The following is a 23,009-nucleotide window of genomic DNA, read 5'->3' on the forward strand; positions in this document are numbered from 1 at the left end:
TAGGAGGCGTTCTTGTGGAAAAAATTATTGTACATGGTGGTAAGCCACTTCGAGGGAAAGTACATATTGATGGGGCCAAGAATGCCGTTTTACCAATCCAAGCTGCAACTATTTTAGCCGGTGAGGGAAAGACGGTTATCTCAAATGTGCCATTGTTGTCTGATGTGTATACCATGAATAAAGTGTTGCGGTTCTTAAATGTGAAGGTTGATTTTGATGAAGCCAATAACGAAATTACGTTTGATGCTTCAAAAGATATCTCCAGTGAAGCACCTTTTGAGTATGTCTCAAAGATGCGTGCCTCAATTGTTGTCATGGGGCCGCTTTTGGCTCGACTCGGGCACGCAAAGGTTGCTTTACCCGGTGGGTGCGCAATTGGGTCACGACCGATTGATCTGCATTTAAAAGGATTTGAAGCTTTAGGTGCTCGGATCGAACAGCATGACGGCTACGTTGAAGCTTACGCCCCGGATGGCCTTACCGGCGCTGAAATCTATCTGGATTTTCCAAGCGTTGGTGCCACTCAAAACATTATGATGGCTGCAACATTAGCTAAGGGCAAAACAGTCATTCAGAATGCTGCCCGCGAGCCGGAAATTGTTGATTTGGCTAACGTTTTAAACAAGATGGGGGCCAAAGTTGTCGGCGCCGGAACCGAACAGATTCGCGTGGAAGGGGTTCCTGAACTTCATGGGACCGATCACGCGGTGGTTCAAGATCGAATTGAAGCCGGAACATTCATGATCGCTGCTGCGGTTACCCGTGGTAACGTGATGATTGATGGTGCTATTCCCGAGCATAACAAACCACTGATTCTCAAAATGCGCGAGATGGGCGTTACCATCAACGAAAGCGATGATGGCATTCAAGTCATCGGCCACGATAATCTCAAACCGGTTGACGTTAAGACAATGCCGCATCCCGGCTTTCCAACCGACATGCAGCCGCAAATGACCATTTTACAGTTGACGGCCAATGGCAGCAGCTCAATGACTGAAACCGTTTTCGAAAATCGTTTCATGCACATGGAAGAGCTGCGCCGGATGAATGCTCAATATACGATCTCCGGTCGAACAGTCATCATGGATGGCCCAACTGATTTTAATGGCGCCGAAGTTGCGGCCACCGATCTGCGGGCCGCCGCATCCTTGGTGATTGCCGGCTTGGCCGCTAGTGGCTATACCACCGTTACCAACTTACAGTACCTGGATCGTGGTTACCACGATTTCCACAAGAAGCTCGCTAATTTAGGTGCTGAAATTAAAAGAGTCAACGTTGAAGACGACTCAATCGTCTTGAATCAATCGCTCAAGAATCGTTCATAATTTTTCGGGGTTGGGATCGTTACTTGATCTCAACCCTTTATTGTTTGGAGACTTATTAGAAACGCAAACTTTATGTGGTATAATTATTTTTTGAGATTAAAGTTTTTCAGGAGGAACCTACACAGATGGCAAAAGACATTGGAATTGATTTAGGAACTGCCAACGTACTCATTTACGTTGCCGGGAAGGGAATTGTATTGAACGAACCATCAGTTGTCGCAGTCGATACTCGGACTGGTAAAGTCTTGGCAGTTGGCTCCGAAGCCTATCGGATGGTTGGTCGGACGCCAAGTAACATTCGTGCGATCCGCCCATTAAAAGACGGCGTTATTTCTGATTTTGATATTACTGAAGAAATGCTGACATATTTCATTAACAAATTGGATGTTAAAGGATTTATGTCCAAACCAAAAATTATGATCTGTGCACCAACCAACGTGACGGAAATTGAGCGGAATGCGATCATGCAGGCTGCTGAAAAGGCTGGTGGCGGACAAGTCTATCTGGAAGAAGAACCCAAGGTGGCCGCTGTTGGTGCTGGAATGGATATCTTCCAGCCTCGTGGTAACATGGTCATCGATATGGGTGGTGGAACCAGTGATATCGCCATCATTTCACTGGGCGATATTGTTGCCAGCAAATCCATTCGAGTTGCCGGTGATAAGATGAACACCGAGATTGCCAGCTATATCAAGCAAAAGCATAACCTGATTATTGGTGAGCATACTGCTGAAAAGATTAAGATTGAAATTGGAACCGCTAAGAAAGACGATTCAGATGTTAAAACGTTGGAAGTTCGTGGTCGGGATGCCGTTTCCGGGATGCCTCGGGCGGTTACGATTGATAGCAATGAGATCGCTGAAGCAATCAACGATACCGTTCAATTAATCATCAGTGGTGCCAAAGAAGTTCTCGAAGTGATTCCACCCGAATTGGCGTCTGACATCGTTGACCGTGGAATCATGCTGACCGGTGGTGGTGCCTTATTAAGAAACATCGATCAAGTAATTGCCGATGCGCTAACAGTTCCCGTGATTATTTCCGAAAATCCTTTGGACAATGTTGCCAAGGGTGCCGGGATCCTTTTGGAGCACTATATTAAGAACCCTAAGTTGAAGGCAAAAGATCAAAAATAACAGGAGTCAAAGTGAAAAACATTCTGATTAGTCTTGTTCATGGTTATCAGCGCTTTATTTCGCCCTTATTCCCGCCTACCTGCCGTTATTATCCAACTTGCAGCAGTTATATGGTAACTGCCCTTAAAAAGCATGGTGCGTTCAAGGGGGCCGTTATGGGCATTGCCCGAATTCTGCGTTGCCATCCGTTTGTTAAGGGCGGCTATGATCCGGTTCCGGATCACTTTACCATTTTTCGGAATAAGGACGCACGCGATGAATACCGGAAATCCATGCACCTGAAATGATCTTTGAACAAGGAGAATATGATGAGTAAAGCAAATAAAAGTATCAACGTTGAAATTAAAGATCGAACGGATCAAAATGGAGAATCGATCTCCGAATTATTTATCGGCAAGAAATTGATTGGCTCAATTAAGCAGTTGAGCGAAACTAAATTTCAAGCAGTCAACACTCACGACGAAGCGTTTCATGTTAAAACCTTCGATGAGGGTGTGACACAATTAATCAAAGATTTTCATCTTCACCATTAATTTGGCGATCGAAAACGAGGAGGGTCTAATTTGGATAGCAGTCGCAGAACCTCTAAAGACGACCAATCGCGAATTGACTGGGGAATTATTTTCTGTGTCTTAATGCTGGCGTTGATTGGGCTGGCATCGATTTACGTTGCAGCCACCCATGATTCAAGTTCTACCAGCGTCATGAGACAGGTGGTTTCGCAATTGGTTTGGTACGTCATCGGAATTATCGCCGTTGTCATTATTATGCAGTTTGATTCCGAGCAGTTATGGAAAGTTGCCCCGATTACTTACTGGCTGGGGATTGCCCTGCTGGCGAGTGTCTTGGTGTTATACAGTCGGACCTATTACATTAATACGGGTGCCAAAAGTTGGTTCTCCCTATTTGGGTTGACCTTTCAACCGTCTGAAGTGATGAAACCGGCCTATATTTTGATGATGGGGCGGGTGATTGTTCAACATAACGATAATTACCCAATCAGGACTGTTCGAAGTGATTTCCTATTAATTGGGAAAATGTTGCTGTGGACAGTTCCGGTAGCCGTCTTGTTAAAGCTGCAAAATGATTTTGGAACGATGTTGGTTTTCTTCGCCATCTTAGGTGGCTTGATCATCGTTTCAGGAGTGACATGGCGGATTATTCTGCCAGCGGTGATTACCATCTTTGGATTTGCCGGAACCATCTTGGCTTTGGTTATTCCGGAGTCCGGGCGTCATCTGTTGGAGAAGTTTGGTTTTCAAGCCTACCAGTTTGCCCGAGTTGACACTTGGCTCAACCCGTCAGCCGATACTTCCAATCAGGGGTATCAGCTGTGGCAGAGTATGAAGGCCATCGGATCTGGTGGGATTTTTGGAACCGGATTTAATCAGTCACATGTGTATGTGCCGGTGCGAGAATCTGATATGATTTTCTCGGTTATTGGCGAGAACTTTGGATTTATTGGCAGCTGTATTTTGATTTTATTGTATTTCCTGTTGATTTATCAAATGATTAAGGTTACATTCGATACGAGGAATGTTTTTTACGCTTACATTTCCACTGGCGTGATTATGATGATTCTGTTTCATGTTTTTGAAAATGTCGGGATGAGTATTGGCCTGTTGCCATTGACCGGTATTCCATTGCCCTTCGTTAGTGCCGGGGGATCGGCGTTGATTGGGAACATGATTGGGATTGGCTTAATTATGTCAATGCAGTATCATAATAAGAGTTACATGTTTGGAGAAGACAAAGAATTCTCATAATTTTTAGAAAAGGTGGAATTAATGATGGATACAAAATATTATTGGACTGAAGAAAATAACGGGGAAGTCACAGTTGGCTTGACCGAAGCAGGCAAGAACGAACTGGGTAACATCACCTTTGTTTCCCTTCCAAAGGTTGGTGCTCAATTAACCACCAGCGATACTTTATTAAACGTTGAAGCTGACAAAGCCGTTTCGGATATTCCAAGTCCAGTTGCTGGGAAAGTGACTGCTGTCAACAGTAATGCCGTTAATGACCCTTCAGTATTAAACGGGACTGACAAGGCAACTTCATGGATTGCTAAGATTCAAAAATAAAAGTTCTTGACGCTAGGACTTTTTTTAGGTACACTAACTGATAGTTTGATGATAGAAAAATTACAAGATGAGTAGATAATTAGAGATTGTCAAGAGAGCCCGGCTGGTGGGAAAGGGTCAATCATCGTTATTGAAGATGGTCTTGGTTAAAAATGTGTCGGTGAGCAATTGCAAGCCGATAATGGGTAACGACCATTATTTCGTTGAGTATGAAGATACTCATGAGGCGATTGTTGAAAGACAATCGCGAATAAAGGTGGTACCGCGAAGTTTTTCGTCCTTTCATAAGTCAATTAAGACTTATGGAGGATGAAAAGCTTTTTTTGTCTAATAAGGGGTGAAAAGATTGATTCGATTTAAAGATGTATCCAAACAGTACAGTACCAAGGATGGCGGTCTAACCGCGGTCAATGATGTCAACATTGAGATTAACGATGGTGAGATCTTCGGGATTGTCGGCTATTCAGGCGCCGGGAAAAGTACCTTGGTGAGAATGCTGGACGGACTTGAAGCACCATCGACCGGTGAAATTGACATTAACGGAACGGATGTTTCCAAGCTCCACGGCAGCCAATTAAGAAAGCAACGTCAAAAAATTGGCATGATCTTTCAGCATTTCAACTTATTGTGGTCACGAACGGTGCTGGACAACATTGCTTTACCGCTTGAGATTGCCAAAGTTCCCAAAGCCAAACGAAAGCAACGCGCAGAGGAATTGATCAAGTTGGTTGGTTTGGAGGGCCGTGAGCATTCCTATCCTTCCGAGTTATCCGGTGGTCAAAAGCAACGGGTTGGCATCGCAAGAGCCTTGGCGAACGAGCCGACAATCTTAATTTCAGACGAGGCAACCAGTGCCTTGGATCCTGACACAACTAATGAAGTCCTTGACTTATTACTGAAGATTAATAAAGAAATGAACCTCACAATTTTATTAATCACCCATGAGATGCACGCCATCGCCAAGGTTTGTGAACGGGTGGCAGTTATGGACAGCGGCAAAGTTGTTGAAACCGGATCAGTGTTTGAGGTCTTCCGTCATCCACAACAAGAAATCACTAAAAAATTTGTCAGTGAAGAATTTACACCACAACAAAGTGACAACACGATGACCCTTGATGAATTGGTTAAGAAATATCCTGATGGGCAAATCATCCGACTGATTTTCCATGGACCACAGGCGGAACTGCCAATTGTCTCGGATGTTGTCAAACGGTTCCCGGAATTAACCATCAGCATTATTTCCGGTGCCATCCATCAAACTCAAGAAGGCGCGTTGGGGTCGCTGGATCTGCAATTTGTCGGCGATGACAATCAAATTAACGATGCCTTGGAATACCTGAAAAAGATGCGGGTTGGAACGGAGGTGATTCATCATGGCTAATTCAACTGGATTCAAATCTTACTTCCAGTTTCATAACGTCGATTGGGGTTCGATGATGTCGGCAACTTGGGAAACCGTTTGGATGACCCTGTTATCAATGGTTGCAATTGTTATTTTAGGAATTATTTTGGGGCTGATCTTATACGAGACTCGCAACAAGCCGGGCATTGGCTATCGAATTCTCAATTGGCTGGTCGGCTTGTTCGTTAACATCTTCCGGTCAATTCCATTTATCATCCTGATCATTTTGTTACTGCCAATTACCATGAAATTGGCTGGAACGATCATTGGGCCGCGGGCCGCGTTACCATCCTTGATTATTTCGGCGGCACCTTTTTACGCTCGGATGGTTGAGTCCTACTTTCGTGAGGTTGATTCCGGGGTCTTGGAAGCTGCCGAATCTATGGGTGCCACAACCTGGGAAATTATCACCAAGGTCCTGTTACCAGAAAGCAAGCCGGCATTGATCGCCGGAGCTACTGTTACCACCATTTCGTTGATTGGCTACACCGCTATGGCAGGTGCCATTGGTGCCGGTGGCCTTGGAAACTTAGCTTATCAAGATGGTTTCCAGGCAAGCAACAACACAGTGACCTTAGTCGCAACGGTCATCATTTGTTTATTTGTATTTGTCGTCCAATTTGTCGGCGATGTCTTTGTCAAGATTACCGACAAACGGACATTATAATATTTGGGAGGGTTTCAAATGAAGAAGAAATTATTGAGTTTATTCGCAGTTGTCTTTACCGCCTTTTTGTTGGTGGGGTGTTCATCATCGTCTAATTCCAGCAAAAAGACGACCACATTAAAAATTGGTGCTTCAGCCGTGCCCCATGCACAAATTTTGCGCCACGTGGCTCCAGAACTTAAAAAAGAAGGCGTCAATCTGAAGATTACCACTTTCCAAGATTACACGATGCCTAACAAGGCTTTGGCCAACGGCGAACTGGATGCCAATTACTTCCAGCATGTGCCTTTCCTAAAGCTTTGGAACAAGCAGAACCACGGAACATTAGTCAATGCCGGTGGTGTTCACTTGGAACCGATCGCTGTTTTCTCGAAGAAAGTTAAGAAGCTTCAAGATCTCAAGAAGGGTGCCACAATCATTGTCAGCAGCAATGTTCCCGATTATGGCCGAATCCTTCAGATCTTCAAAGACGCCGGTTTAATTACACTGAAAAAGGGCATTGACATTACTTCTGCCAACTTCAGTGACATTGCTTCAAACCCACGTCATCTGAAATTCAAGCACAGCTATGAACCAAAATTACTGCCAACCATTTATAAGAATGGTGAAGGAGATGCAGTTGTCATCAACGCCAACTACGCTGTTGGTGCCGGCTTGAATCCAATTAAGCAGTCAATTGCGATTGAAAAACGGAATTCACCATACGTGAACATCATCGCCACCCGTAAAGGTGATCAGAACAAGCCAGCCATCAAGAAATTAGTCAAGGTTCTTCAATCAACCAAGACTCAAAAATGGATCTTGCATCACTATAAAGGTGCCGTTTTACCTGAGAAGAATGTTAAGTAATTAATATCAATTAAAAGCCGTCCGCTATATACTTGAATTAGTAATTGTTTACTGGTTCTTCGTCAACTGTTGTTGGTGAACAAAATATTGGAGTTCTAATCACTTGGTGATTAGAGCTCTTTTTGTATGAACTCGAAAAGCGAACAGCACTCTTAGCCGGAATCTGAAGAAGTTTCGGTAACCAAATCCAGTGCGTTTAATGACTTTAATCTTGTTGTTTGAACCTTCTAAGGGCCCGTTGGTGTAATGGTGAGTAAAGGTATTGCCAATTTCATCATGATGAGTCGCTAGGGTCTGGAGGGTTGCCAACATCTCTTCCGAGCAGCCCTCTAAGTGATGGAATACTTGATTATAGTTGGGCCAATCACGGTTTTTGATGGTTTCACGTAACCGATTCATCACGTTGTAAGTTTGCTTGAGCTCGGGATCAATGTCCAATAAAGCATCAACCACATCAGTGGCAGTCGCTGGATAAGGGAAGTTTGTCCACTTACGGAAAGCTTCGTAGTTGAGGTGATTTTCCGGCGTTAATAATAGTTTCCAATAGCGTTTTAGGGCGTGATACTCGCGTGAGGAAGTCGCCAGGGTTTTCATGAGGCGCACCCGCGTCTTATTAAAAGCTCGATTTAAAGCGTTAACCAAGTGGAACGGATCGATGACAACGATGGCGTTCGGAAAGATCTGCCCCACCAATTTGGGATAGGTATAGTTCATATCGGTGACGATAATTTTCACATTTTCTCGCGCAGCCTGGTCGTAATGCTGGAAATACTTTTGAAGCTGATAGATGGTCCTAAAGGGTAACAGGTCGATCAATTCGTGGGTTTCCGCATCCATAAATTCAAAGCTCATCGCGTCGGTGGCGCTCTTAGTGCTTTTAACTTCGTCCATGAGGAGAACTTTTGGTAAATAGTGCCAGTTGGTTTGAAAGTCCCGTTCAGCGCGCAAGAGCTGCCGACCAACGAATGAATCCGAAGTGGATAACTCATCGGCAATGTGTTTGAGCGAAACCGGTTCGGTCAGTTTTTCTAAGCATTGTTTGCGGGTCGTATTTGAAATCGTGCAGTGTTTCGGCACCGCATTCGTCTGCGCCAGGAAATTGGTATGACAAGCCTTACAGTGAAAGTTTCGCCGATTGAGACACAGGATAACGGTGCTGCCCAATGTTTTTGCGAATCTAATGGTGGTCTTCCGCCAACCATAGCCAATAATTTGGTGATCATTGATAATCCCACAATTGCGGCATGCCTTGGGGGTGTAGTTTAGGGACCCCACCAATCGAATCACTCCATCATCACCCACTTGTCCTTCCTCAATTATTAAGTGTTCATCATCTATTCCTAACAACATTTTCGTAGTATCATTTGACATAGGGCATTTCCTTTCTTGACTTAATTCTGTGGTGGGAGCAAGTTAACGGACGGGAGATGTCCGCTTTTTTATTCTAATGATAAACAAAAAATCTGTCATCAGTAATAGATAAAAATCTATTACCAACAACAGATATTGTAGAACCTGTTTACTAATCCGAGTTTATAGGGGGCGGCTTTTTTGAAAGAGAAAAATGTATTTCATGTTAATGGTTATGTGGGCTTAATTATTGCCTTGATTTTGCTGGGAGTTGGCGGTTATCTGCTCTGGATTGGCGGGGAAGGCAGCTCAATTGGCTCAATCGTTTTTGGGACAATCATCATTGTTTTGGATCTGTTATTTGCAAGTTCATTAACGATTATCCAACCTAACGAAGCCAAAGTGTTGACCTTCTTTGGTCGCTACATTGGGACAATTCGGACTTCCGGATTATTCATGACCGTGCCATTGACCAGCAAGCAGACGATTTCACTGCGGGTTCGCAATTTTAATAGTTCAATTATCAAAGTGAACGATTCAAAAGGGAACCCAGTTGAAATTGCCGCTGTCATTGTCTACAAAGTCGTTGATTCTGCCAAAGAAATTTTTAGCGTGGAAGATTATGAACAATTCGTTGAGATTCAAAGTGAGTCCGCTATTCGACATATTGCCAGCCAGTATCCGTATGACAGTTTTGATGATAGTACAGACAAATTGACCTTGCGGGGGAATGCAACCGAAGTGTCGGTCGCGTTACAAAAAGAATTACAGGACCGTTTGGACGTCGCCGGATTGCAAATTATTGAGACCCGGTTGACGCATTTGGCATATGCAACTGAAATTGCTAACGCCATGCTGCAGCGACAACAAGCAACCGCCATTTTGTCGGCGCGAAAAATTATTGTTCAAGGAGCCGTGGCGATTTCCGAGGATGCCGTTTCCCAGCTGCAAAAGGATTTGGGATCATCGATTACAGATGAACAGCGGATGAAAATGATCAATAACGTCTTGGTCTCCATCATCACTGAACGAGGGACCCAGAATGTCATTAATACTGATAATCTAGATTAATTAACGCTTTTAGACGATTAAGAGGCTGAATGTTATCTAGCAGAACTGTGGGCCAATAAGCAGCTTCCGGCCGTATAAGGGGATTACCCAAACATCCAAATTCCGGATATTCGGGTAATCCCCTTATACTCTGGAAGCTAACCACTTATTGGCCCACGCTTTTTTGTTTTTGGTTGACATCCGGATTCTTAGCATATATAGTTAGTTACATAAGTAATTAACTAACACACGGAGGAACACTTATGACAACTAAAATCGTTCAAACAGAAGATTTACACAAAACCTACGATAAAGACAGCGCAAAACCATATGAAGCTCTGAAAGGGATCAGCTTGTCGGTTAACGAGGGCGAATTTGTCGGAATCATGGGCGCCTCCGGTTCCGGAAAGACGACTTTGCTAAATATTTTGGCAACTCTCGATCAACCAACCAGCGGTTCGGTCGAAATTGACGGCCAAGACGTAACTCATTTAACTGCCAACCAGATGGCAGATTTTCGTTCTCAAAAATTGGGCTTCATCTTCCAAGACTTTAACTTATTGGAAACCTTAACCGCCCAAGAAAATATTGCTTTGCCGTTGTCGCTTCAAAATGCCAAGGCGGCTAAGATCCAAACTGCTGTCAAGGAAGCCGCCAGCAAGTTGGGAATTGATGACTTGCTGAGTAAGTACCCAACGCAATTATCCGGTGGGCAAAAGCAACGGGTCGCCGCTGCCAGAGCCTTAGTGTCAAATCCGTCAATTATTTTTGGGGATGAACCAACCGGAGCGCTTGACTCAACCAACGCCCGTGAATTACTGGACACCTTAACGAACATCAATCAACAGGGGGTCTCAATTCTCTTAGTGACCCATGACCCGTTCTCCGCTAGTTTCTGTAAACGAATTTTATTTATCAAAGACGGAAAAATTGGCGATGAGGTAGACGCCGGCGATAAGCCGAGAAATGAATTCTATCAGGAAATCCTCGAAAAACTCGGTACATTTGAACAGTAATCAATCAAAGGAGCTTAGCGATGTTATTTAAAATTTCAATCTCAGGAATCAAGGCTCGTTGGAAAGATTATCTGGTTCTGTTTTCCGGGATGATCATTACCACAGCTATTTTCTACATGTTTGAAGCAATTTCAACAAACGATAAATTTACCACCAGCAGTGCGGTGGGACAAAATGCCAAGATCGTTTTCATCTTCGGATCCATCTTACTGGCAATCATCACACTGGTATATGTTTTTTACGCGAATAATTTCTTGATGAGTATGCGTGAACATGATTATGGACTCTTCATGATGCTGGGTGCCAAATCAGGAGTCATCAGTAAATTGATCATCCTTGAGACCATTGCGATCGGTTTAATTTCCACAGTTGTCGGGATTGTCATTGGCATTGGCTTTACCCAAGTGCTCAGCCATTTTCTGGCCAGCCTCATTCACATGTCATTGACTAATTTCTCGGCATTTTATATGCCAGCTATCATTGCAACGATTATCCTGTTTGCGATTTTGTTTCTGGTTGCTGGTTTCTTAAATGCCAGGACATTCACCAAGACCTCCGCCCTGCAGCTTTTGCGTTCCGGACAACAAAGTGATTGGCAGCAGCCTAAGGCCTTGACACTTGGCGTTCAAGCAATTCTTGGAGTTGTTCTCTTGGCCGGTGGATATTATGCGATGTATGACATTCAAAAACTGAAAGTCATGTCTATTCCAATCGCGCTCATCACGATTGTTCTAGGGACCTACTTTGTCTTCAACTCATTTTTTGTGATGCTGCTCCAGGCATTTCAACGTTCTAATATGAGCACCAAGGGCCTGAACAGTTTCACATTGGCCCAGCTTAAATTTAGAATTCGTGATTATACCAAAATCCTTTCAGTTGTCTCACTGCTGTTTGCATTGGCACTAGGCGCAATTACTGTGGGAACCGGTTTTCAACACATGGTACCTAAATTAGCTTCTGGAAATGGCTACTATTCAGTTGCTATTACCAACCCCAATCAGGAAATGCGTTCACTGGTTGGCCAGATTCAAGATAAATCCACTGTCACTTACCAACAAAAAGTTGATCCGACGACCAAGCGGGTTTATTACCGGAGTGACCAGCTTCAGCGCCAACCATTGAAGTACGCGGCGTTTGTGAGTCGAAAGACACTGGCGTCAAAAGCTTTCACCGCCAAAGTTTCCCAGTTCAAGCGAAGCGATTCATCGGCATACCAAGAGCTGTGGGGACTACAGGTACCAACGGTTAAAGCCTACCAAATCAAAGTGGTCAGTTCTCAGACATTCAATCAAATTAATGCCAAGACCAATCAATTATTGTTGGTTCGCGCAAATGATATGGACGCTGCCGCAACGCCACTGACCAAAATTACCAACATTCAGTCCAAGCAGTACGGCTATCGAAACGGGGAACAGGTCGGCGGTTCGTTTACGATGTATCAATCCCTGAAGAGTGTCTTTGGCAGTCTTGAGTTTATGGGAATCTTCTTAGGAATTGCCTTTCTGGCCATGCTTGCCAGCTGCTTAATGTTTAAGATTTTGAGTGGGGCAGCCAGTGACAAGATCCGCTTTGATATGCTCAATAAGATTGGGACTCGTCGATCAGTCTTAAACCACTCAATCGTTGTTCAAATCCTGGGCTTGTTTGCACTGCCCGGAATTTTGGGAATTGTCGACGTTGCCTTTGGCCTTCAAATGTTCGCCAAGAGTGGTCTATTGATGGGTGGCGCCTACCAAACCTTTGGACTGACGACAGTCGGCTTCTTGGTTCTTTACTTGATTTACTTTGCCGTGACCGTCCTGATTTATTCCCGAATTGTGGTTCCAAAGACGAAGGTGGAGCGTTAAATGAAAGAAATTATAGAATGGGTTGATAAATATGAAGTTTGAGTTTAATAGTTCAGAGCCCATCTACCGCCAGGTTGCCGAACAAATTGAGGACGCGATTGCTTCGGGAGGCTTTGCTGAAGGCGACCAGATTCCGTCGACAACAGAAATTTCCAAGGAGTTTCATATCAACCCGGCGACTGTTTTAAAAGGGATGAACATCGTTGCTGCTAAAAATTTGATCGAAAAACGGCGGGGGCTGGGAATGTTTGTCCAGGCAGGCGCCAGGCAGCGAATCTTGGTAGAAAAGCGGAATGGCTTTTTTGATGAGTTTGTCGAAAATCTGGTTCGGGAAGCCCAGAATCTGGATATTTCTGAAGATGAGTTATTGAATTTAGTGAAAAGAGGTTACCAGCAATGAGCGTATTGGAAGTCAGTCACGTCTCGAAATCATTTGGGTCTAAGCACGTCTTGTCAGACATTAATTTGTCATTTGACGGCAACAAAATCTACGGCTTACTTGGGCGAAATGGTGCCGGGAAAAGCACACTGCTCAGTATTATTACCGACCGGATTTTTGCCGACAGCGGCGAAGTTAAGATTGATTCTGAGGATGTCAGCGATAACGACTCAAAGCTGGGTTTGATGTATTTGATGAGCGAGGCCAATCTTTACGCTGACGGCTGGAAATTGACCCAAATTCTCAAGGATTCCGAATCTCTGTATGGCGGATTCAACCATGAATTAGCGGATCACTTGATCAAAGAATTTGGCTTGGATATCAATCAAAAATTTGGTAAATTATCCACCGGTTACAACTCGATTTTTAAACTCATTTTGGCCTTGTGCCTCCCAGTCAAATACGTCTTGCTGGATGAGCCGGTTCTGGGGTTGGACGCCAACCATCGGGAACTCTTTTACAGTGAATTGATTCAATCTTATTCCGATAACCCGCGGACATTTATCGTTTCCACCCACCTTATCGAAGAGGTTGCCAATATTATCAGCGACGTGATCGTCTTGGATCAGGGGCGAGTGATTTTAAACCAGCCGGTTGAAGACGTCTTGGCCAAGACTCATTCGGTCGTGGGACCAGAAAAAGACGTCGAGCAATATACCAAGGGCTTAAACGTCATTGGCCACGACATGATGGGCACCATCCGGGCCAACTACGTCTATGGTGACCTTGACGACCGCATCCTGCCCGACACAGTCCAGCTGTCCAACTTTGACCTGCAGAAACTGTTTATTTTCCTAACCAATCAATATGAGGGGAGTGCCAAGAATGAAGACAAATAAAGTCACCAAATTCCTGTTTCGACGACAGATTATCGGCTTAGCGGAAATGTATCTGTTCTTGTTTGCCGCCTTTTTGGTACTACCGTTTCTGTTTTCTGCCATCTCAGGATCTCTGAATGATTATTCCTTAACCAATCAGATGCAGGGGTCCTGGGTGACAGCGGCGTTTGGCCTGTATATGTTTGTTATTTCAACGCTGTCCTATGAAAATTTCAAGTTTTTGATTCAAAACGGGATTTCCCGAGAAACTTTTTTCAATGCGCAAGTCATTGTCAATGGCTTGTTAATCCTGATCGGCAATACCTTTAACTTGGTGTATCAGTACGCCGTCTTGATGCCATTGGGGCATGCCAGAGACACCAACATCTACATGTCCTCGTACGCTGGATACTTTAATAACCCAATTGTCGCATTTTTGTTCAACTTTATTTTTAGCGGATTGTTGTTAATCGTTGGCGCTTTGAGCGGGATGGTTATCGGGAACTTTCTAACGTTATTCTCTAAATTTGTCCAGCGGATCATTTTGATCGCCACGCCGGTCATCGGCTACATCACCGTGATGTACACTGCATCTCGGGTTATTTTGGATCGCAATTTTCAGATGACTTGGGTTGCCAATTTCGCCAAATTTGTCCTCGGATACCGGGCAACGGGTGCCTACGATCCATTTCCGATGATTGTGAGCATGCTGATCGTTTCTGTGATCTTGTTGTTGATCACCCGCTACTTGTTCAGTAAGAAACAATTAAAACGTGAATAATTGTGATCGGTGAATTCAACCTAAAAATGTGATGAGAAGCGTTTGTAAATGTTTTCAACTGTGAAGTTCCGTGATATACTTAAGTTTCTGGAAACTATACGAATTTATAAAAGGATGAGAATTCATGGAAAAACACAAAAAGCAACACATTGGCCTCATTTTTGGCGGTAACTCTTCGGAACATGATGTCTCAAAACGCTCTGCTCATAACATTTATGACGCAATGGATAAAGAACGTTACGATGTGAGTTTGTTTTTGATGACTAAGAACGGCTACTTCCTGGATCATGAAGCTTCCTCTCGGGTTTTCGACGGAGAACCGGAAGACGAGGTTGCCAAGCAGGAATTAGCTAAATTGGACCTCAAGAATCCTTTGGCTCGGATAATCAACCTGGCTGAAGAATCCGATATTGACGTTTTCTTCCCGATTATTCACGGTAATTTGGGTGAAGACGGAACGATTCAGGGACTATTACGTCTCCTGCACAAACCATATGTGGGAACGGCGATCTTAGGGTCAGCCATGTCATTTGATAAGGATATTACCAAGAAGATTGTCAAACTGGCCGGAGTACCAACCACCCGCTATGAAGTGATTACCCCGCTGACGGCCGAGCAGTACAGCTATGACTCTCTCAGTGATGAACTGGGACAGACTTTGTTCATCAAGCCGGCTAACCAGGGATCTTCTGTTGGGATTCACAAAGTTGAAAATGCCGAGGAATATTCCGAAGGGATTCGCGATGCTTTCCGATACGACAGCAAAGTCCTGATCGAAGAAGCGATTGAGGGGCCGGAAGAGCTGGAAATTTCTATTCTGGGTAATGATCATCCAATCGCATCCAAGATTGGGGCCATTCGCGTACCCAAAGACGACGCCTTTTATACTTACGACAATAAATTTGTTGATGCCAGTCAGGTTAAATTTGACGTTCCAGTGGACATCTCGGAAGAACTTGCCCAACAGATCACCGAAATGGGCTTGACGACTTATCGGGCATTGGGACTCAAGGGGATGGCTCGGATCGATTATCTGGTTTCTAAAGATGACAAGCCATATATGAGTGAGGTTAATACGCTGCCCGGATTCACCAACATCAGTTTGTATCCGCAGCTGTTCGCCGCCTCTGGCATTTCATATTCTGAATTAATCGATCGCTTGATCCAACTCGCCATTGATGAGTTTGAACGTCAGTCAAAAATCTTATATGACTTTAAGCCATTGCCACCACGCGATCAAAATATTAACAAATAGCATAATCAAACTGGCGCAGAATTCTGCTGCCGGTTTTTTTGCATGTAGGGAAGTTTTTTGATGGGGAATAATGAAACGAAACTTTATGATTATTTAACGGGGGCATTGATCGTCCTTATTTTGCTGTTGAGACGTTTTTTGGACACTTACCAAAGCTTCGCAACGGTGGTATTTTGTTCGCTGACGATGTTTTTACTGTTGGTCGGTCTATTTTATTATGGGATCGTCCAAACCGTTCACAAGACAATTTTGAGCCGACCGTGGTCACTATTGGCGTTGCTGGGAAGCGGTGTTTACCTGTTTGTTCTGCTGGTGCCATTAGGCCTGTTTGGCTTCTCAAATTTCATTAAGTTTTCGGTGCCGATTTCTGGAAATCAGTTTTCCTGGCTGACAGTCAATCGCTATCCGCTTGCGCTGACGGCCATTGTTGGCTATTTTGGCCTAGTGCTGGTTGGGATTTATTTTTCTCATTTTGCGTTGAACTTGCTTGCTGCGGATGGCGATCATCCAATTCAAGGTTTGAAACAGACTGTTAAATTGATGACGTTGAAAAAGTATGGCCAAAAGCTGCTCTTATTATTTTCAATGCTGGTTGGCATCTGCCTGTTGATTCTTGGGCTGGGCTGGTTGAACAGATTGCTTCCCAATTCCGTCCTATTCTTTTTGTCACAAGGAACGATTGATGTGGTGGCTCCATTTGTCGAAATCGTTGTGATTGGTCGCCTGCTGGGCATTCAGTTTGCCCGGCTGACAGGAAAGGGGCTGATTACTGGTGTGGGCGGATGTCTGATTATCTTCTCAGCGCTGTTTGCCGGGATCAATCCCGCGTTTTCCGTTCGACCGGTCGGCCATCCCACGATCATTGTTCACCGCGGGGTCATTAATCATAACGCTCAGGGAAACACAATTACTGCTTTGAAGCGTAACAGCCATTATCACTTTCCATTTGTTGAGATGGATATTCAAGAAACCAAAGATCATCACTTTATTTGTGCCCATGATAACGATGTGCCAATTCCAGGCCACGGGGATCAGGAGATTAACCGCCTCAATCTGGCAGAAATTACCAGATTCCATCACGTTGATATGTTCGCTGATTATCTGCGAACTGCGAACCGATTAAAGCAGCCGCTCATCATTGAATTGAAGGTAACTAACAGCAGTGACCCACAGATGGGGACTCGATTTGCCCAACAGTTTGCCTCTCAACTGACGGTTTTACCACACCGGGTTCATTCGGTTGGTTATCCATTTCTCCGACAAATTAAACAACGGATTCCACAAATCAATGTTGGTCTGGTGACTATGCTTAATTTTGGTAATATTGGCAAGTACAAGGTCGATTTTTACACGCTGCAGCATCTGACCGCCAATCCATTCTTGATTTCCTCGGTTGGCAGAACCGGTCGGCCAGTCTATTCCTGGACAGATGATAGTCAGTTATCAATGATGCGAATGGAAATGCTGGGCATCACCGGGCAGGTCACCGATCAAGCGCTGCGTCTTCAAAAATTACGGGTTAACTATCAAAGGGACCGTTGGATTCTACTTTTGAACTCGTTGCAGAATTATTTGTGACTTTTTCGTAGGTTTATAGTAGGAGGTGTAGTGATGGTTAAAAGATGCCCTTGGGCAACTACCAGCCCTGAACTATTGGTTTATCACGATACAATTTGGGGGCGGGTACAAAAGGATCCGCAAAAACTATTCAAAGCCCTGTGTCTTGAGACGATGCAGGCAGGATTGTCTTTTTCAACGATTTTAAAATTTGAACCGGGAATGGATGAAGTCTTTCACCACTTTTCCCTGGATTATTTGGCCAAGTGTGACCAGTCAGATGTCGAACGGTTTTGTCAAGATCGTCGAATTATCCGTAATCATGCAAAGGTCAGTGCGATAATTGCCAACGCCAAAGTCATTCAACCGAATCCTAAAATGTTAGTTGAAGCAACCTGGGGACCAGTTAATGGGGTTTCACTGGATCATTTACTAAAAGCAGCGCCAGACCCAAAAATGTATCAAAAATTTACCGAAAAGTTTGTGAAGGCCTTTAAAAATATGGGCCTCCAACGGATTGGCTTAATTACTGTGTACAGCTATTTGCAAGCGGTTGGCGTTGTGAATGATCATCTGATCACTTGTGATTTTCATGAGGAATTTCCCACCAAAAATGAGGAAAAATCTTCTTGATTGTCGATTATAAATATAATATGATACTCAGGTTGTATGTTAAGCATGTTAACTATAGGGAGTCGTTGTATGACAATGGTGATTACTGGGGCCTTGATCAAAAAGGCAAGAAAAGATAAGGGGATGTCCCAAGTTCAGCTCGCTGAAGGGATTTGTACCCAAGCAACCATCAGTTCCATCGAAAATCAAAATACGTGCAGCAGTGTTGACATTCTGGTCAACCTCTGCCAAAAACTGGATTTAAAAATTACCGATGTTGCCAAGAATACGCGATATGGTGATAAAGTCTTCTCTTACATTGAAGACGATATGCGGAATCATTTGTATGCCGACGCTAATAGACAAATTGGTCGGATTGACTGCAAAAAGTTGAATACCCGATATATGTTGGGCAAGTATCATTGCTATCGGGGATTCATTGAATTGTATATCAATGATGATATTGATGAGGCCATTTTCAACTTCAATCTTCAATTGACGCAGTATTCCGCTGATGAATTTACCTTTTACCAAGCCTGGTCCAATTTGGGCATTGGTCTGGCTTATCAAAAGCTGGGGAAATTGGATCGCGCCGAAGGGTTCATTGATTCCAGTGCCAAAATTTTGGCTAAAGTCAAAAAGGCCGGCAAGCACGATATGATCGTGATTGTTGACCTCTATGTGGACATTATTGCCGCGTACGCCGAGTTGGGTAAATATGATCGGGCGCTGCCGCTCATTCATGAAATTTTACACGAATTGACGGAGCAGGATTTGATTTATAAGGTGGACGTGCTGGCGGAGTTGGAATCAAAATGCCTGTATGCCAAAGGATAGGTCGTCCAGGCCACTATGAAGCAGTTTGCAGCGATGTTTATTGCGGAACTTCGCGGGAACACGGAATTGGCTGAGAAAATTCTTAAGCGCAACCAGTCCCATATTGTCGAGATGGTCAAAAACGAGCTTGCAAAAAGTGAGGGGCATCCGACCTTTGTTAAGTGATGGCTAGGATGTTAGCTGCAAAAAGGCAGTTAAAACAAAAGGATTTGGGTTCTTCGTCAACTGTTGTTGGTGAACAAAATATTGGAGTTCTAATCACTTGGTGATTAGAGCTCTTTTTGTATGAACTCGAAAAGCGAACAGCACTCTTAGCCGGAATCTGAAGAAGTTTCGGTAACCAAATCCAGTGCGTTTAATGACTTTAATCTTGTTGTTTGAACCTTCTAAGGGCCCGTTGGTGTAATGGTGAGTAAAGGTATTGCCAATTTCATCATGATGAGTCGCTAGGGTCTGGAGGGTTGCCAACATCTCTTCCGAGCAGCCCTCTAAGTGATGGAATACTTGATTATAGTTGGGCCAATCACGGTTTTTGATGGTTTCACGTAACCGATTCATCACGTTGTAAGTTTGCTTGAGCTCGGGATCAATGTCCAATAAAGCATCAACCACATCAGTGGCAGTCGCTGGATAAGGGAAGTTTGTCCACTTACGGAAAGCTTCGTAGTTGAGGTGATTTTCCGGCGTTAATAATAGTTTCCAATAGCGTTTTAGGGCGTGATACTCGCGTGAGGAAGTCGCCAGGGTTTTCATGAGGCGCACCCGCGTCTTATTAAAAGCTCGATTTAAAGCGTTAACCAAGTGGAACGGATCGATGACAACGATGGCGTTCGGAAAGATCTGCCCCACCAATTTGGGATAGGTATAGTTCATATCGGTGACGATAATTTTCACATTTTCTCGCGCAGCCTGGTCGTAATGCTGGAAATACTTTTGAAGCTGATAGATGGTCCTAAAGGGTAACAGGTCGATCAATTCGTGGGTTTCCGCATCCATAAATTCAAAGCTCATCGCGTCGGTGGCGCTCTTAGTGCTTTTAACTTCGTCCATGAGGAGAACTTTTGGTAAATAGTGCCAGTTGGTTTGAAAGTCCCGTTCAGCGCGCAAGAGCTGCCGACCAACGAATGAATCCGAAGTGGATAACTCATCGGCAATGTGTTTGAGCGAAACCGGTTCGGTCAGTTTTTCTAAGCATTGTTTGCGGGTCGTATTTGAAATCGTGCAGTGTTTCGGCACCGCATTCGTCTGCGCCAGGAAATTGGTATGACAAGCCTTACAGTGAAAGTTTCGCCGATTGAGACACAGGATAACGGTGCTGCCCAATGTTTTTGCGAATCTAATGGTGGTCTTCCGCCAACCATAGCCAATAATTTGGTGATCATTGATAATCCCACAATTGCGGCATGCCTTGGGGGTGTAGTTTAGGGACCCCACCAATCGAATCACTCCATCATCACCCACTTGTCCTTCCTCAATTATTAAGTGTTCATCATCTATTCCTAACAACATTTTCGTAGTATCATTTGACATAGGGCATTTCCTTTCTTGACTTAATTCTGTGGTGGGAGCAAGTTAACGGACGGGAGATGTCCGCTTTTTTATTCTAATGATAAACAAAAAATCTGTCATCAGTAATAGATAAAAATCTATTACCAACAACAGATATTGTAGAACCAGGATTTGACTTTTGTTTTAACTGCCTTTTTAGCTTGCTTTAATCAATTTGATGATCGAAATTGGAAAAATTAAACGTGCTTGCTTGGATTAACTGCCGGCTTATTGTCCAAATCAGTTCTAACGACCAGGACATCGCAAACCGCAGTTCTGGTAACATATTCGGTAACCGAACCAATTAAGAGTCGTTCGACGGCATTCAAACCAGTTGCACCAATCATGATGAGGTCGATGTTGAGGTTTTGAGGAATGTCTCTGGCAATCACGGTCTTTGGTGCACCATATTCAATTGAGTAATCAACATCGTTGAGCCCCGCTTTTTTTGCATCTTCGATGTATTTGTCCAAAGTTTCCTTTGCAGTATCGGTCACTTGTTCGACCATTGATGTGTCAAAACTTGAAATATTTTGAAATGCACGTGTATCAACAACGTGGACTAAGTGAAGAGATGCATTATTACGGATCGCAACTGCTACACCTTTTTTAAAAGCTAATTCAGCCTCGTAGGAACCATCAACTGGGACCAAAATTTGTTTATATTGTTGTTGTAACATTATGCCCACCCTCATTTCTATCTGTTTAACTTAATTGTACTTTACTTTCGGCAAAATACAAAGGAATAAATCTATTACCGTTGTTTATGGTTAATGACGTTGAGAATTGCGAATTCAACAACCAGACCATGTGCAGTCATCCACAAAAGAACCACTAAAATGAGAATATCATTTTGAATGATTAATGCCAGAACGCCCAAGGCTGCCAAAATGATGAACATGATGCCGCCGTTTTTGGCAGCTCCTTTCAGGCGGGGATCATCTTGAACTGAAATATTAAACATGGTTTTGTGAAGGTGGGAAAGTAAGTAGTAGCCAATATATAGGGCAATTAACACGGCAACAGCTACTAAAATATTAATTATCATTATTACACTCCAATACTATTTATGACCGGCTATTTATGACCGGCAGATTTTCTAAGCTTGGCATATTGTTCTTTAAACGCGGCCTCAATTCGACCGTTTTCTTTCGGGTGGTAATACTGAGCATTTTTGATTTTATCAGGCAGGTATTGTTGTTTAACCCAGTCGTTGGGAAAATCGTGGGGGTATTTGTAGGTCACCCCGCGGCCAAGTTTCTTGGCACCTTGATAATGCGCATCTTTGAGGTGCAGTGGGACATCACCATAGTTACCGGATCGAATGTCACTTACGGCACCATCAATTGCGGCCATCGCGGAATTGGACTTGGGACTTAAACAAAGCTCAATGATTGCGTTAGCAAGTGGAATTCGTGCTTCGGGAAGCCCCAGTTGACGCGCAGCGTCAACAGCAGCAACCGTTCTTTGACATGCTCCTGGATTAGCCAGGCCGACATCTTCATAGGCAATTACCAGTAATCGCCGCATGATCGAAACCAAGTCACCGGATTCAATCAATCTGCCGGCATAATGTAGGGCTGCATCCGTATCCGAGCCGCGAATCGATTTTTGAAAAGCAGAAATGACGTCGTAATGGGCATCACCATTTTTATCGGAATTGAGTGCTTTTCGCTGAAGGCATTCCTCGACGATTGCCTGGGTGACGGCGATTTTTCCCTGATCATTTTTGGGTGTCGACTTCACTGCAAGTTCCAAGGCATTTAACGATGAGCGCAAATCACCATTAGTGGCAGTTGCCAAAAAGTTTAACGCTTCTTTGGTAATCGACACCGGATAATTACCCAAACCTTTTTCTTTGTCGTTTAACGCGCGATTGAGGGCTTTTTGAATATCAGTTGGGGTGAGGGGATGTACCTCAAAAATTTGGGTTCGCGATCGAATGGCCGGATTGATGTTAATGTATGGGTTCTCAGTGGTGGCCCCAATTAAAATAATTGAGCCGCTTTCAAGTAATGGCAATAGAAAATCTTGTTTTGTTTTATCGAGTCGATGAATTTCATCGAGCAACAGGACGACCGTGCCGCTCATCTTGGCTTCCTCGGCGACAACCTGTAAATCTTTTTTGGTGTCGGTAGCAGCGTTGAGAACTCGAAATGCATATTTGGTCGAGCCGGCAATGGCGCTGGCAATGCTGGTTTTCCCAGTTCCCGGCGGCCCATATAAAATCATTGACGACAGCATCTTGGCACGCACCATCCGGTCGATTATTTTACCTGGGCCGACTAAATCCTGCTGGCCGACAATTTCTTCAAGCTTGGTCGGTCGCATTCGATAGGCAAGGGGTTGTTGCATACTCATCCTCCTCTCAAATTGTGATGGTTAAAAATCAAATCCTATAAATTATAACATGATCGTGAGGGCACAAAAAAAGCG

25 protein-coding genes are annotated in these 23,009 nt (G+C 44.0%); 20 read left to right on the plus strand and 5 right to left on the minus strand.

Translation table 11 applies throughout. The features are described 5' to 3' along the window. Positions 1 to 14 precede the first annotated feature (14 nt). The 9 genes from murA to KE627_RS10470 all read left to right on the plus strand — a co-directional run bounded on the left by murA (position 15) and on the right by KE627_RS10470 (position 7,463). Positions 15 to 1,325 carry a UDP-N-acetylglucosamine 1-carboxyvinyltransferase gene (gene murA, locus KE627_RS10430; RefSeq protein ID WP_013727685.1) on the plus strand — a complete coding sequence of 437 codons (1,311 nt, stop codon included), beginning with the start codon at positions 15 to 17 and terminating at the stop codon, positions 1,323 to 1,325. Between the two features lie 125 nt (positions 1,326 to 1,450). Continuing rightward, positions 1,451 to 2,461 carry a rod shape-determining protein gene (gene mreB / locus KE627_RS10435; RefSeq protein WP_013727686.1) on the plus strand — a complete coding sequence of 337 codons (1,011 nt, stop codon included), beginning with the start codon at positions 1,451 to 1,453 and terminating at the stop codon, positions 2,459 to 2,461. Positions 2,462 to 2,472: 11 nt separating this feature from the next. After that, complete coding sequence (gene yidD / locus KE627_RS10440) at positions 2,473 to 2,748, plus strand: membrane protein insertion efficiency factor YidD (RefSeq protein ID WP_013727687.1); 276 nt, start codon at positions 2,473 to 2,475, stop codon at positions 2,746 to 2,748. Positions 2,749 to 2,766: 18 nt separating this feature from the next. Then, complete coding sequence (locus KE627_RS10445; RefSeq protein ID WP_014939816.1) at positions 2,767 to 2,994, plus strand: DUF2969 domain-containing protein; 228 nt, start codon at positions 2,767 to 2,769, stop codon at positions 2,992 to 2,994. A 30-nt stretch (positions 2,995 to 3,024) separates the two neighbouring features. After that, positions 3,025 to 4,227, plus strand: a complete 1,203-nt coding sequence (locus tag KE627_RS10450) for an FtsW/RodA/SpoVE family cell cycle protein (protein ID WP_013727689.1) — start codon at positions 3,025 to 3,027, stop codon at positions 4,225 to 4,227. A 24-nt stretch (positions 4,228 to 4,251) separates the two neighbouring features. Then, the gene (locus KE627_RS10455) at positions 4,252 to 4,545 is read left to right on the plus strand and encodes a glycine cleavage system H family protein (RefSeq protein ID WP_056938951.1); all 294 of its coding nucleotides are present in this window, start codon (positions 4,252 to 4,254) and stop codon (positions 4,543 to 4,545) included. Between the two features lie 346 nt (positions 4,546 to 4,891). Further along, positions 4,892 to 5,926: a methionine ABC transporter ATP-binding protein gene (locus KE627_RS10460; RefSeq protein WP_013727691.1), complete on the plus strand. Its 1,035-nt coding sequence runs from the start codon at positions 4,892 to 4,894 to the stop codon at positions 5,924 to 5,926. Further along, entirely contained in the window at positions 5,919 to 6,614 is a 696-nt protein-coding gene (locus tag KE627_RS10465) for a methionine ABC transporter permease (RefSeq protein ID WP_013727692.1), read from the plus strand. The genes KE627_RS10460 and KE627_RS10465 overlap by 8 nt, the downstream gene beginning before the upstream one ends. An 18-nt stretch (positions 6,615 to 6,632) precedes the next feature. Then, the gene (locus KE627_RS10470) at positions 6,633 to 7,463 is read left to right on the plus strand and encodes a MetQ/NlpA family ABC transporter substrate-binding protein (RefSeq protein ID WP_013727693.1); all 831 of its coding nucleotides are present in this window, start codon (positions 6,633 to 6,635) and stop codon (positions 7,461 to 7,463) included. A gap of 99 nt (positions 7,464 to 7,562) precedes the next feature. On the opposite strand, the gene KE627_RS10475 is transcribed toward KE627_RS10470, so the two are convergent. Next, positions 7,563 to 8,834 (minus strand): ISL3 family transposase, encoded by a 1,272-nt coding sequence (locus KE627_RS10475; protein WP_035181568.1) that lies wholly within the window; start codon positions 8,832 to 8,834, stop codon positions 7,563 to 7,565. 180 nt (positions 8,835 to 9,014) lie between these two features. Here KE627_RS10475 and KE627_RS10480 point away from each other — a divergent pair, with 180 nt between their 5' ends. From KE627_RS10480 to KE627_RS12395, 11 genes are all read left to right on the plus strand, one after another. Then, entirely contained in the window at positions 9,015 to 9,884 is an 870-nt protein-coding gene (locus KE627_RS10480) for an SPFH domain-containing protein (protein ID WP_056939278.1), read from the plus strand. Positions 9,885 to 10,126: 242 nt separating this feature from the next. Next, a complete protein-coding gene (locus KE627_RS10485) occupies positions 10,127 to 10,879 on the plus strand; it encodes an ABC transporter ATP-binding protein (RefSeq protein WP_013727695.1) in 753 nt (250 codons plus the stop codon). A gap of 20 nt (positions 10,880 to 10,899) precedes the next feature. Beyond that, positions 10,900 to 12,726: an FtsX-like permease family protein gene (locus KE627_RS10490; protein ID WP_013727696.1), complete on the plus strand. Its 1,827-nt coding sequence runs from the start codon at positions 10,900 to 10,902 to the stop codon at positions 12,724 to 12,726. 31 nt (positions 12,727 to 12,757) lie between these two features. Further along, positions 12,758 to 13,126, plus strand: coding sequence for a GntR family transcriptional regulator (locus KE627_RS10495; RefSeq protein WP_013727697.1), 369 nt, complete (start codon positions 12,758 to 12,760; stop codon positions 13,124 to 13,126). After that, positions 13,123 to 14,004 (plus strand): ATP-binding cassette domain-containing protein, encoded by an 882-nt coding sequence (locus KE627_RS10500; RefSeq protein ID WP_013727698.1) that lies wholly within the window; start codon positions 13,123 to 13,125, stop codon positions 14,002 to 14,004. Before KE627_RS10495 ends, KE627_RS10500 begins: the two co-directional genes overlap by 4 nt. Next, entirely contained in the window at positions 13,991 to 14,764 is a 774-nt protein-coding gene (locus tag KE627_RS10505) for a hypothetical protein (RefSeq protein ID WP_013727699.1), read from the plus strand. Before KE627_RS10500 ends, KE627_RS10505 begins: the two co-directional genes overlap by 14 nt. A gap of 124 nt (positions 14,765 to 14,888) precedes the next feature. Further along, on the plus strand, positions 14,889 to 16,019 hold the full coding sequence (locus KE627_RS10510) for a D-alanine--D-alanine ligase family protein (RefSeq protein WP_013727700.1): 1,131 nt from the start codon (positions 14,889 to 14,891) through the stop codon (positions 16,017 to 16,019). Between the two features lie 60 nt (positions 16,020 to 16,079). Beyond that, on the plus strand, positions 16,080 to 17,597 hold the full coding sequence (locus KE627_RS10515) for a glycerophosphodiester phosphodiesterase family protein (protein ID WP_013727701.1): 1,518 nt from the start codon (positions 16,080 to 16,082) through the stop codon (positions 17,595 to 17,597). A 33-nt stretch (positions 17,598 to 17,630) separates the two neighbouring features. Then, complete coding sequence (locus KE627_RS10520; protein ID WP_013727702.1) at positions 17,631 to 18,209, plus strand: DNA-3-methyladenine glycosylase I; 579 nt, start codon at positions 17,631 to 17,633, stop codon at positions 18,207 to 18,209. Between the two features lie 69 nt (positions 18,210 to 18,278). Next, positions 18,279 to 19,025 (plus strand): helix-turn-helix transcriptional regulator, encoded by a 747-nt coding sequence (locus tag KE627_RS10525; RefSeq protein WP_225427187.1) that lies wholly within the window; start codon positions 18,279 to 18,281, stop codon positions 19,023 to 19,025. A 15-nt stretch (positions 19,026 to 19,040) separates the two neighbouring features. Then, positions 19,041 to 19,190 carry a hypothetical protein gene (locus KE627_RS12395; protein WP_240034480.1) on the plus strand — a complete coding sequence of 50 codons (150 nt, stop codon included), beginning with the start codon at positions 19,041 to 19,043 and terminating at the stop codon, positions 19,188 to 19,190. Positions 19,191 to 19,283: 93 nt separating this feature from the next. On the opposite strand, the gene KE627_RS10530 is transcribed toward KE627_RS12395, so the two are convergent. The 4 genes from KE627_RS10530 to KE627_RS10545 all read right to left on the minus strand — a co-directional run bounded on the left by KE627_RS10530 (position 19,284) and on the right by KE627_RS10545 (position 22,928). Next, a complete protein-coding gene (locus KE627_RS10530) occupies positions 19,284 to 20,555 on the minus strand; it encodes an ISL3 family transposase (RefSeq protein WP_035181568.1) in 1,272 nt (423 codons plus the stop codon). 215 nt (positions 20,556 to 20,770) lie between these two features. Then, positions 20,771 to 21,253 (minus strand): universal stress protein, encoded by a 483-nt coding sequence (locus KE627_RS10535; RefSeq protein WP_013727704.1) that lies wholly within the window; start codon positions 21,251 to 21,253, stop codon positions 20,771 to 20,773. Positions 21,254 to 21,327: 74 nt separating this feature from the next. Further along, positions 21,328 to 21,621, minus strand: coding sequence for a hypothetical protein (locus KE627_RS10540; RefSeq protein ID WP_013727705.1), 294 nt, complete (start codon positions 21,619 to 21,621; stop codon positions 21,328 to 21,330). Between the two features lie 29 nt (positions 21,622 to 21,650). Continuing rightward, the gene (locus KE627_RS10545; protein ID WP_056938867.1) at positions 21,651 to 22,928 is read right to left on the minus strand and encodes a replication-associated recombination protein A; all 1,278 of its coding nucleotides are present in this window, start codon (positions 22,926 to 22,928) and stop codon (positions 21,651 to 21,653) included. Positions 22,929 to 23,009: the final 81 nt, after the last annotated feature.

Source organism: Lentilactobacillus buchneri (assembly GCF_018314255.1).
Taxonomy (GTDB): Bacteria; Bacillota; Bacilli; order Lactobacillales; family Lactobacillaceae; genus Lentilactobacillus; species Lentilactobacillus buchneri.

Excerpts from the sequence above, each read along its gene's own strand:
- mreB (WP_013727686.1), top strand. The coding sequence starts at position 1,451 with ATGGCAAAAGACATTGGAATTGATTTAGGAACTGCCAACGTACTCATT.
- KE627_RS10445 (WP_014939816.1), top strand. The coding sequence starts at position 2,767 with ATGATGAGTAAAGCAAATAAAAGTATCAACGTTGAAATTAAAGATCGA.
- KE627_RS10455 (WP_056938951.1), top strand. The coding sequence starts at position 4,252 with ATGGATACAAAATATTATTGGACTGAAGAAAATAACGGGGAAGTCACA.
- KE627_RS10465 (WP_013727692.1), top strand. The coding sequence starts at position 5,919 with ATGGCTAATTCAACTGGATTCAAATCTTACTTCCAGTTTCATAACGTC.
- KE627_RS10470 (WP_013727693.1), top strand. The coding sequence starts at position 6,633 with ATGAAGAAGAAATTATTGAGTTTATTCGCAGTTGTCTTTACCGCCTTT.
- KE627_RS10475 (WP_035181568.1), bottom strand. The coding sequence starts at position 8,834 with ATGTCAAATGATACTACGAAAATGTTGTTAGGAATAGATGATGAACAC.
- KE627_RS10485 (WP_013727695.1), top strand. The coding sequence starts at position 10,127 with ATGACAACTAAAATCGTTCAAACAGAAGATTTACACAAAACCTACGAT.
- KE627_RS10490 (WP_013727696.1), top strand. The coding sequence starts at position 10,900 with ATGTTATTTAAAATTTCAATCTCAGGAATCAAGGCTCGTTGGAAAGAT.
- KE627_RS10495 (WP_013727697.1), top strand. The coding sequence starts at position 12,758 with ATGAAGTTTGAGTTTAATAGTTCAGAGCCCATCTACCGCCAGGTTGCC.
- KE627_RS10500 (WP_013727698.1), top strand. The coding sequence starts at position 13,123 with ATGAGCGTATTGGAAGTCAGTCACGTCTCGAAATCATTTGGGTCTAAG.
- KE627_RS10505 (WP_013727699.1), top strand. The coding sequence starts at position 13,991 with ATGAAGACAAATAAAGTCACCAAATTCCTGTTTCGACGACAGATTATC.
- KE627_RS10510 (WP_013727700.1), top strand. The coding sequence starts at position 14,889 with ATGGAAAAACACAAAAAGCAACACATTGGCCTCATTTTTGGCGGTAAC.
- KE627_RS10515 (WP_013727701.1), top strand. The coding sequence starts at position 16,080 with ATGGGGAATAATGAAACGAAACTTTATGATTATTTAACGGGGGCATTG.
- KE627_RS10520 (WP_013727702.1), top strand. The coding sequence starts at position 17,631 with ATGGTTAAAAGATGCCCTTGGGCAACTACCAGCCCTGAACTATTGGTT.
- KE627_RS10525 (WP_225427187.1), top strand. The coding sequence starts at position 18,279 with ATGACAATGGTGATTACTGGGGCCTTGATCAAAAAGGCAAGAAAAGAT.
- KE627_RS12395 (WP_240034480.1), top strand. The coding sequence starts at position 19,041 with ATGAAGCAGTTTGCAGCGATGTTTATTGCGGAACTTCGCGGGAACACG.
- KE627_RS10530 (WP_035181568.1), bottom strand. The coding sequence starts at position 20,555 with ATGTCAAATGATACTACGAAAATGTTGTTAGGAATAGATGATGAACAC.
- KE627_RS10535 (WP_013727704.1), bottom strand. The coding sequence starts at position 21,253 with ATGTTACAACAACAATATAAACAAATTTTGGTCCCAGTTGATGGTTCC.
- KE627_RS10540 (WP_013727705.1), bottom strand. The coding sequence starts at position 21,621 with ATGATAATTAATATTTTAGTAGCTGTTGCCGTGTTAATTGCCCTATAT.
- KE627_RS10545 (WP_056938867.1), bottom strand. The coding sequence starts at position 22,928 with ATGCAACAACCCCTTGCCTATCGAATGCGACCGACCAAGCTTGAAGAA.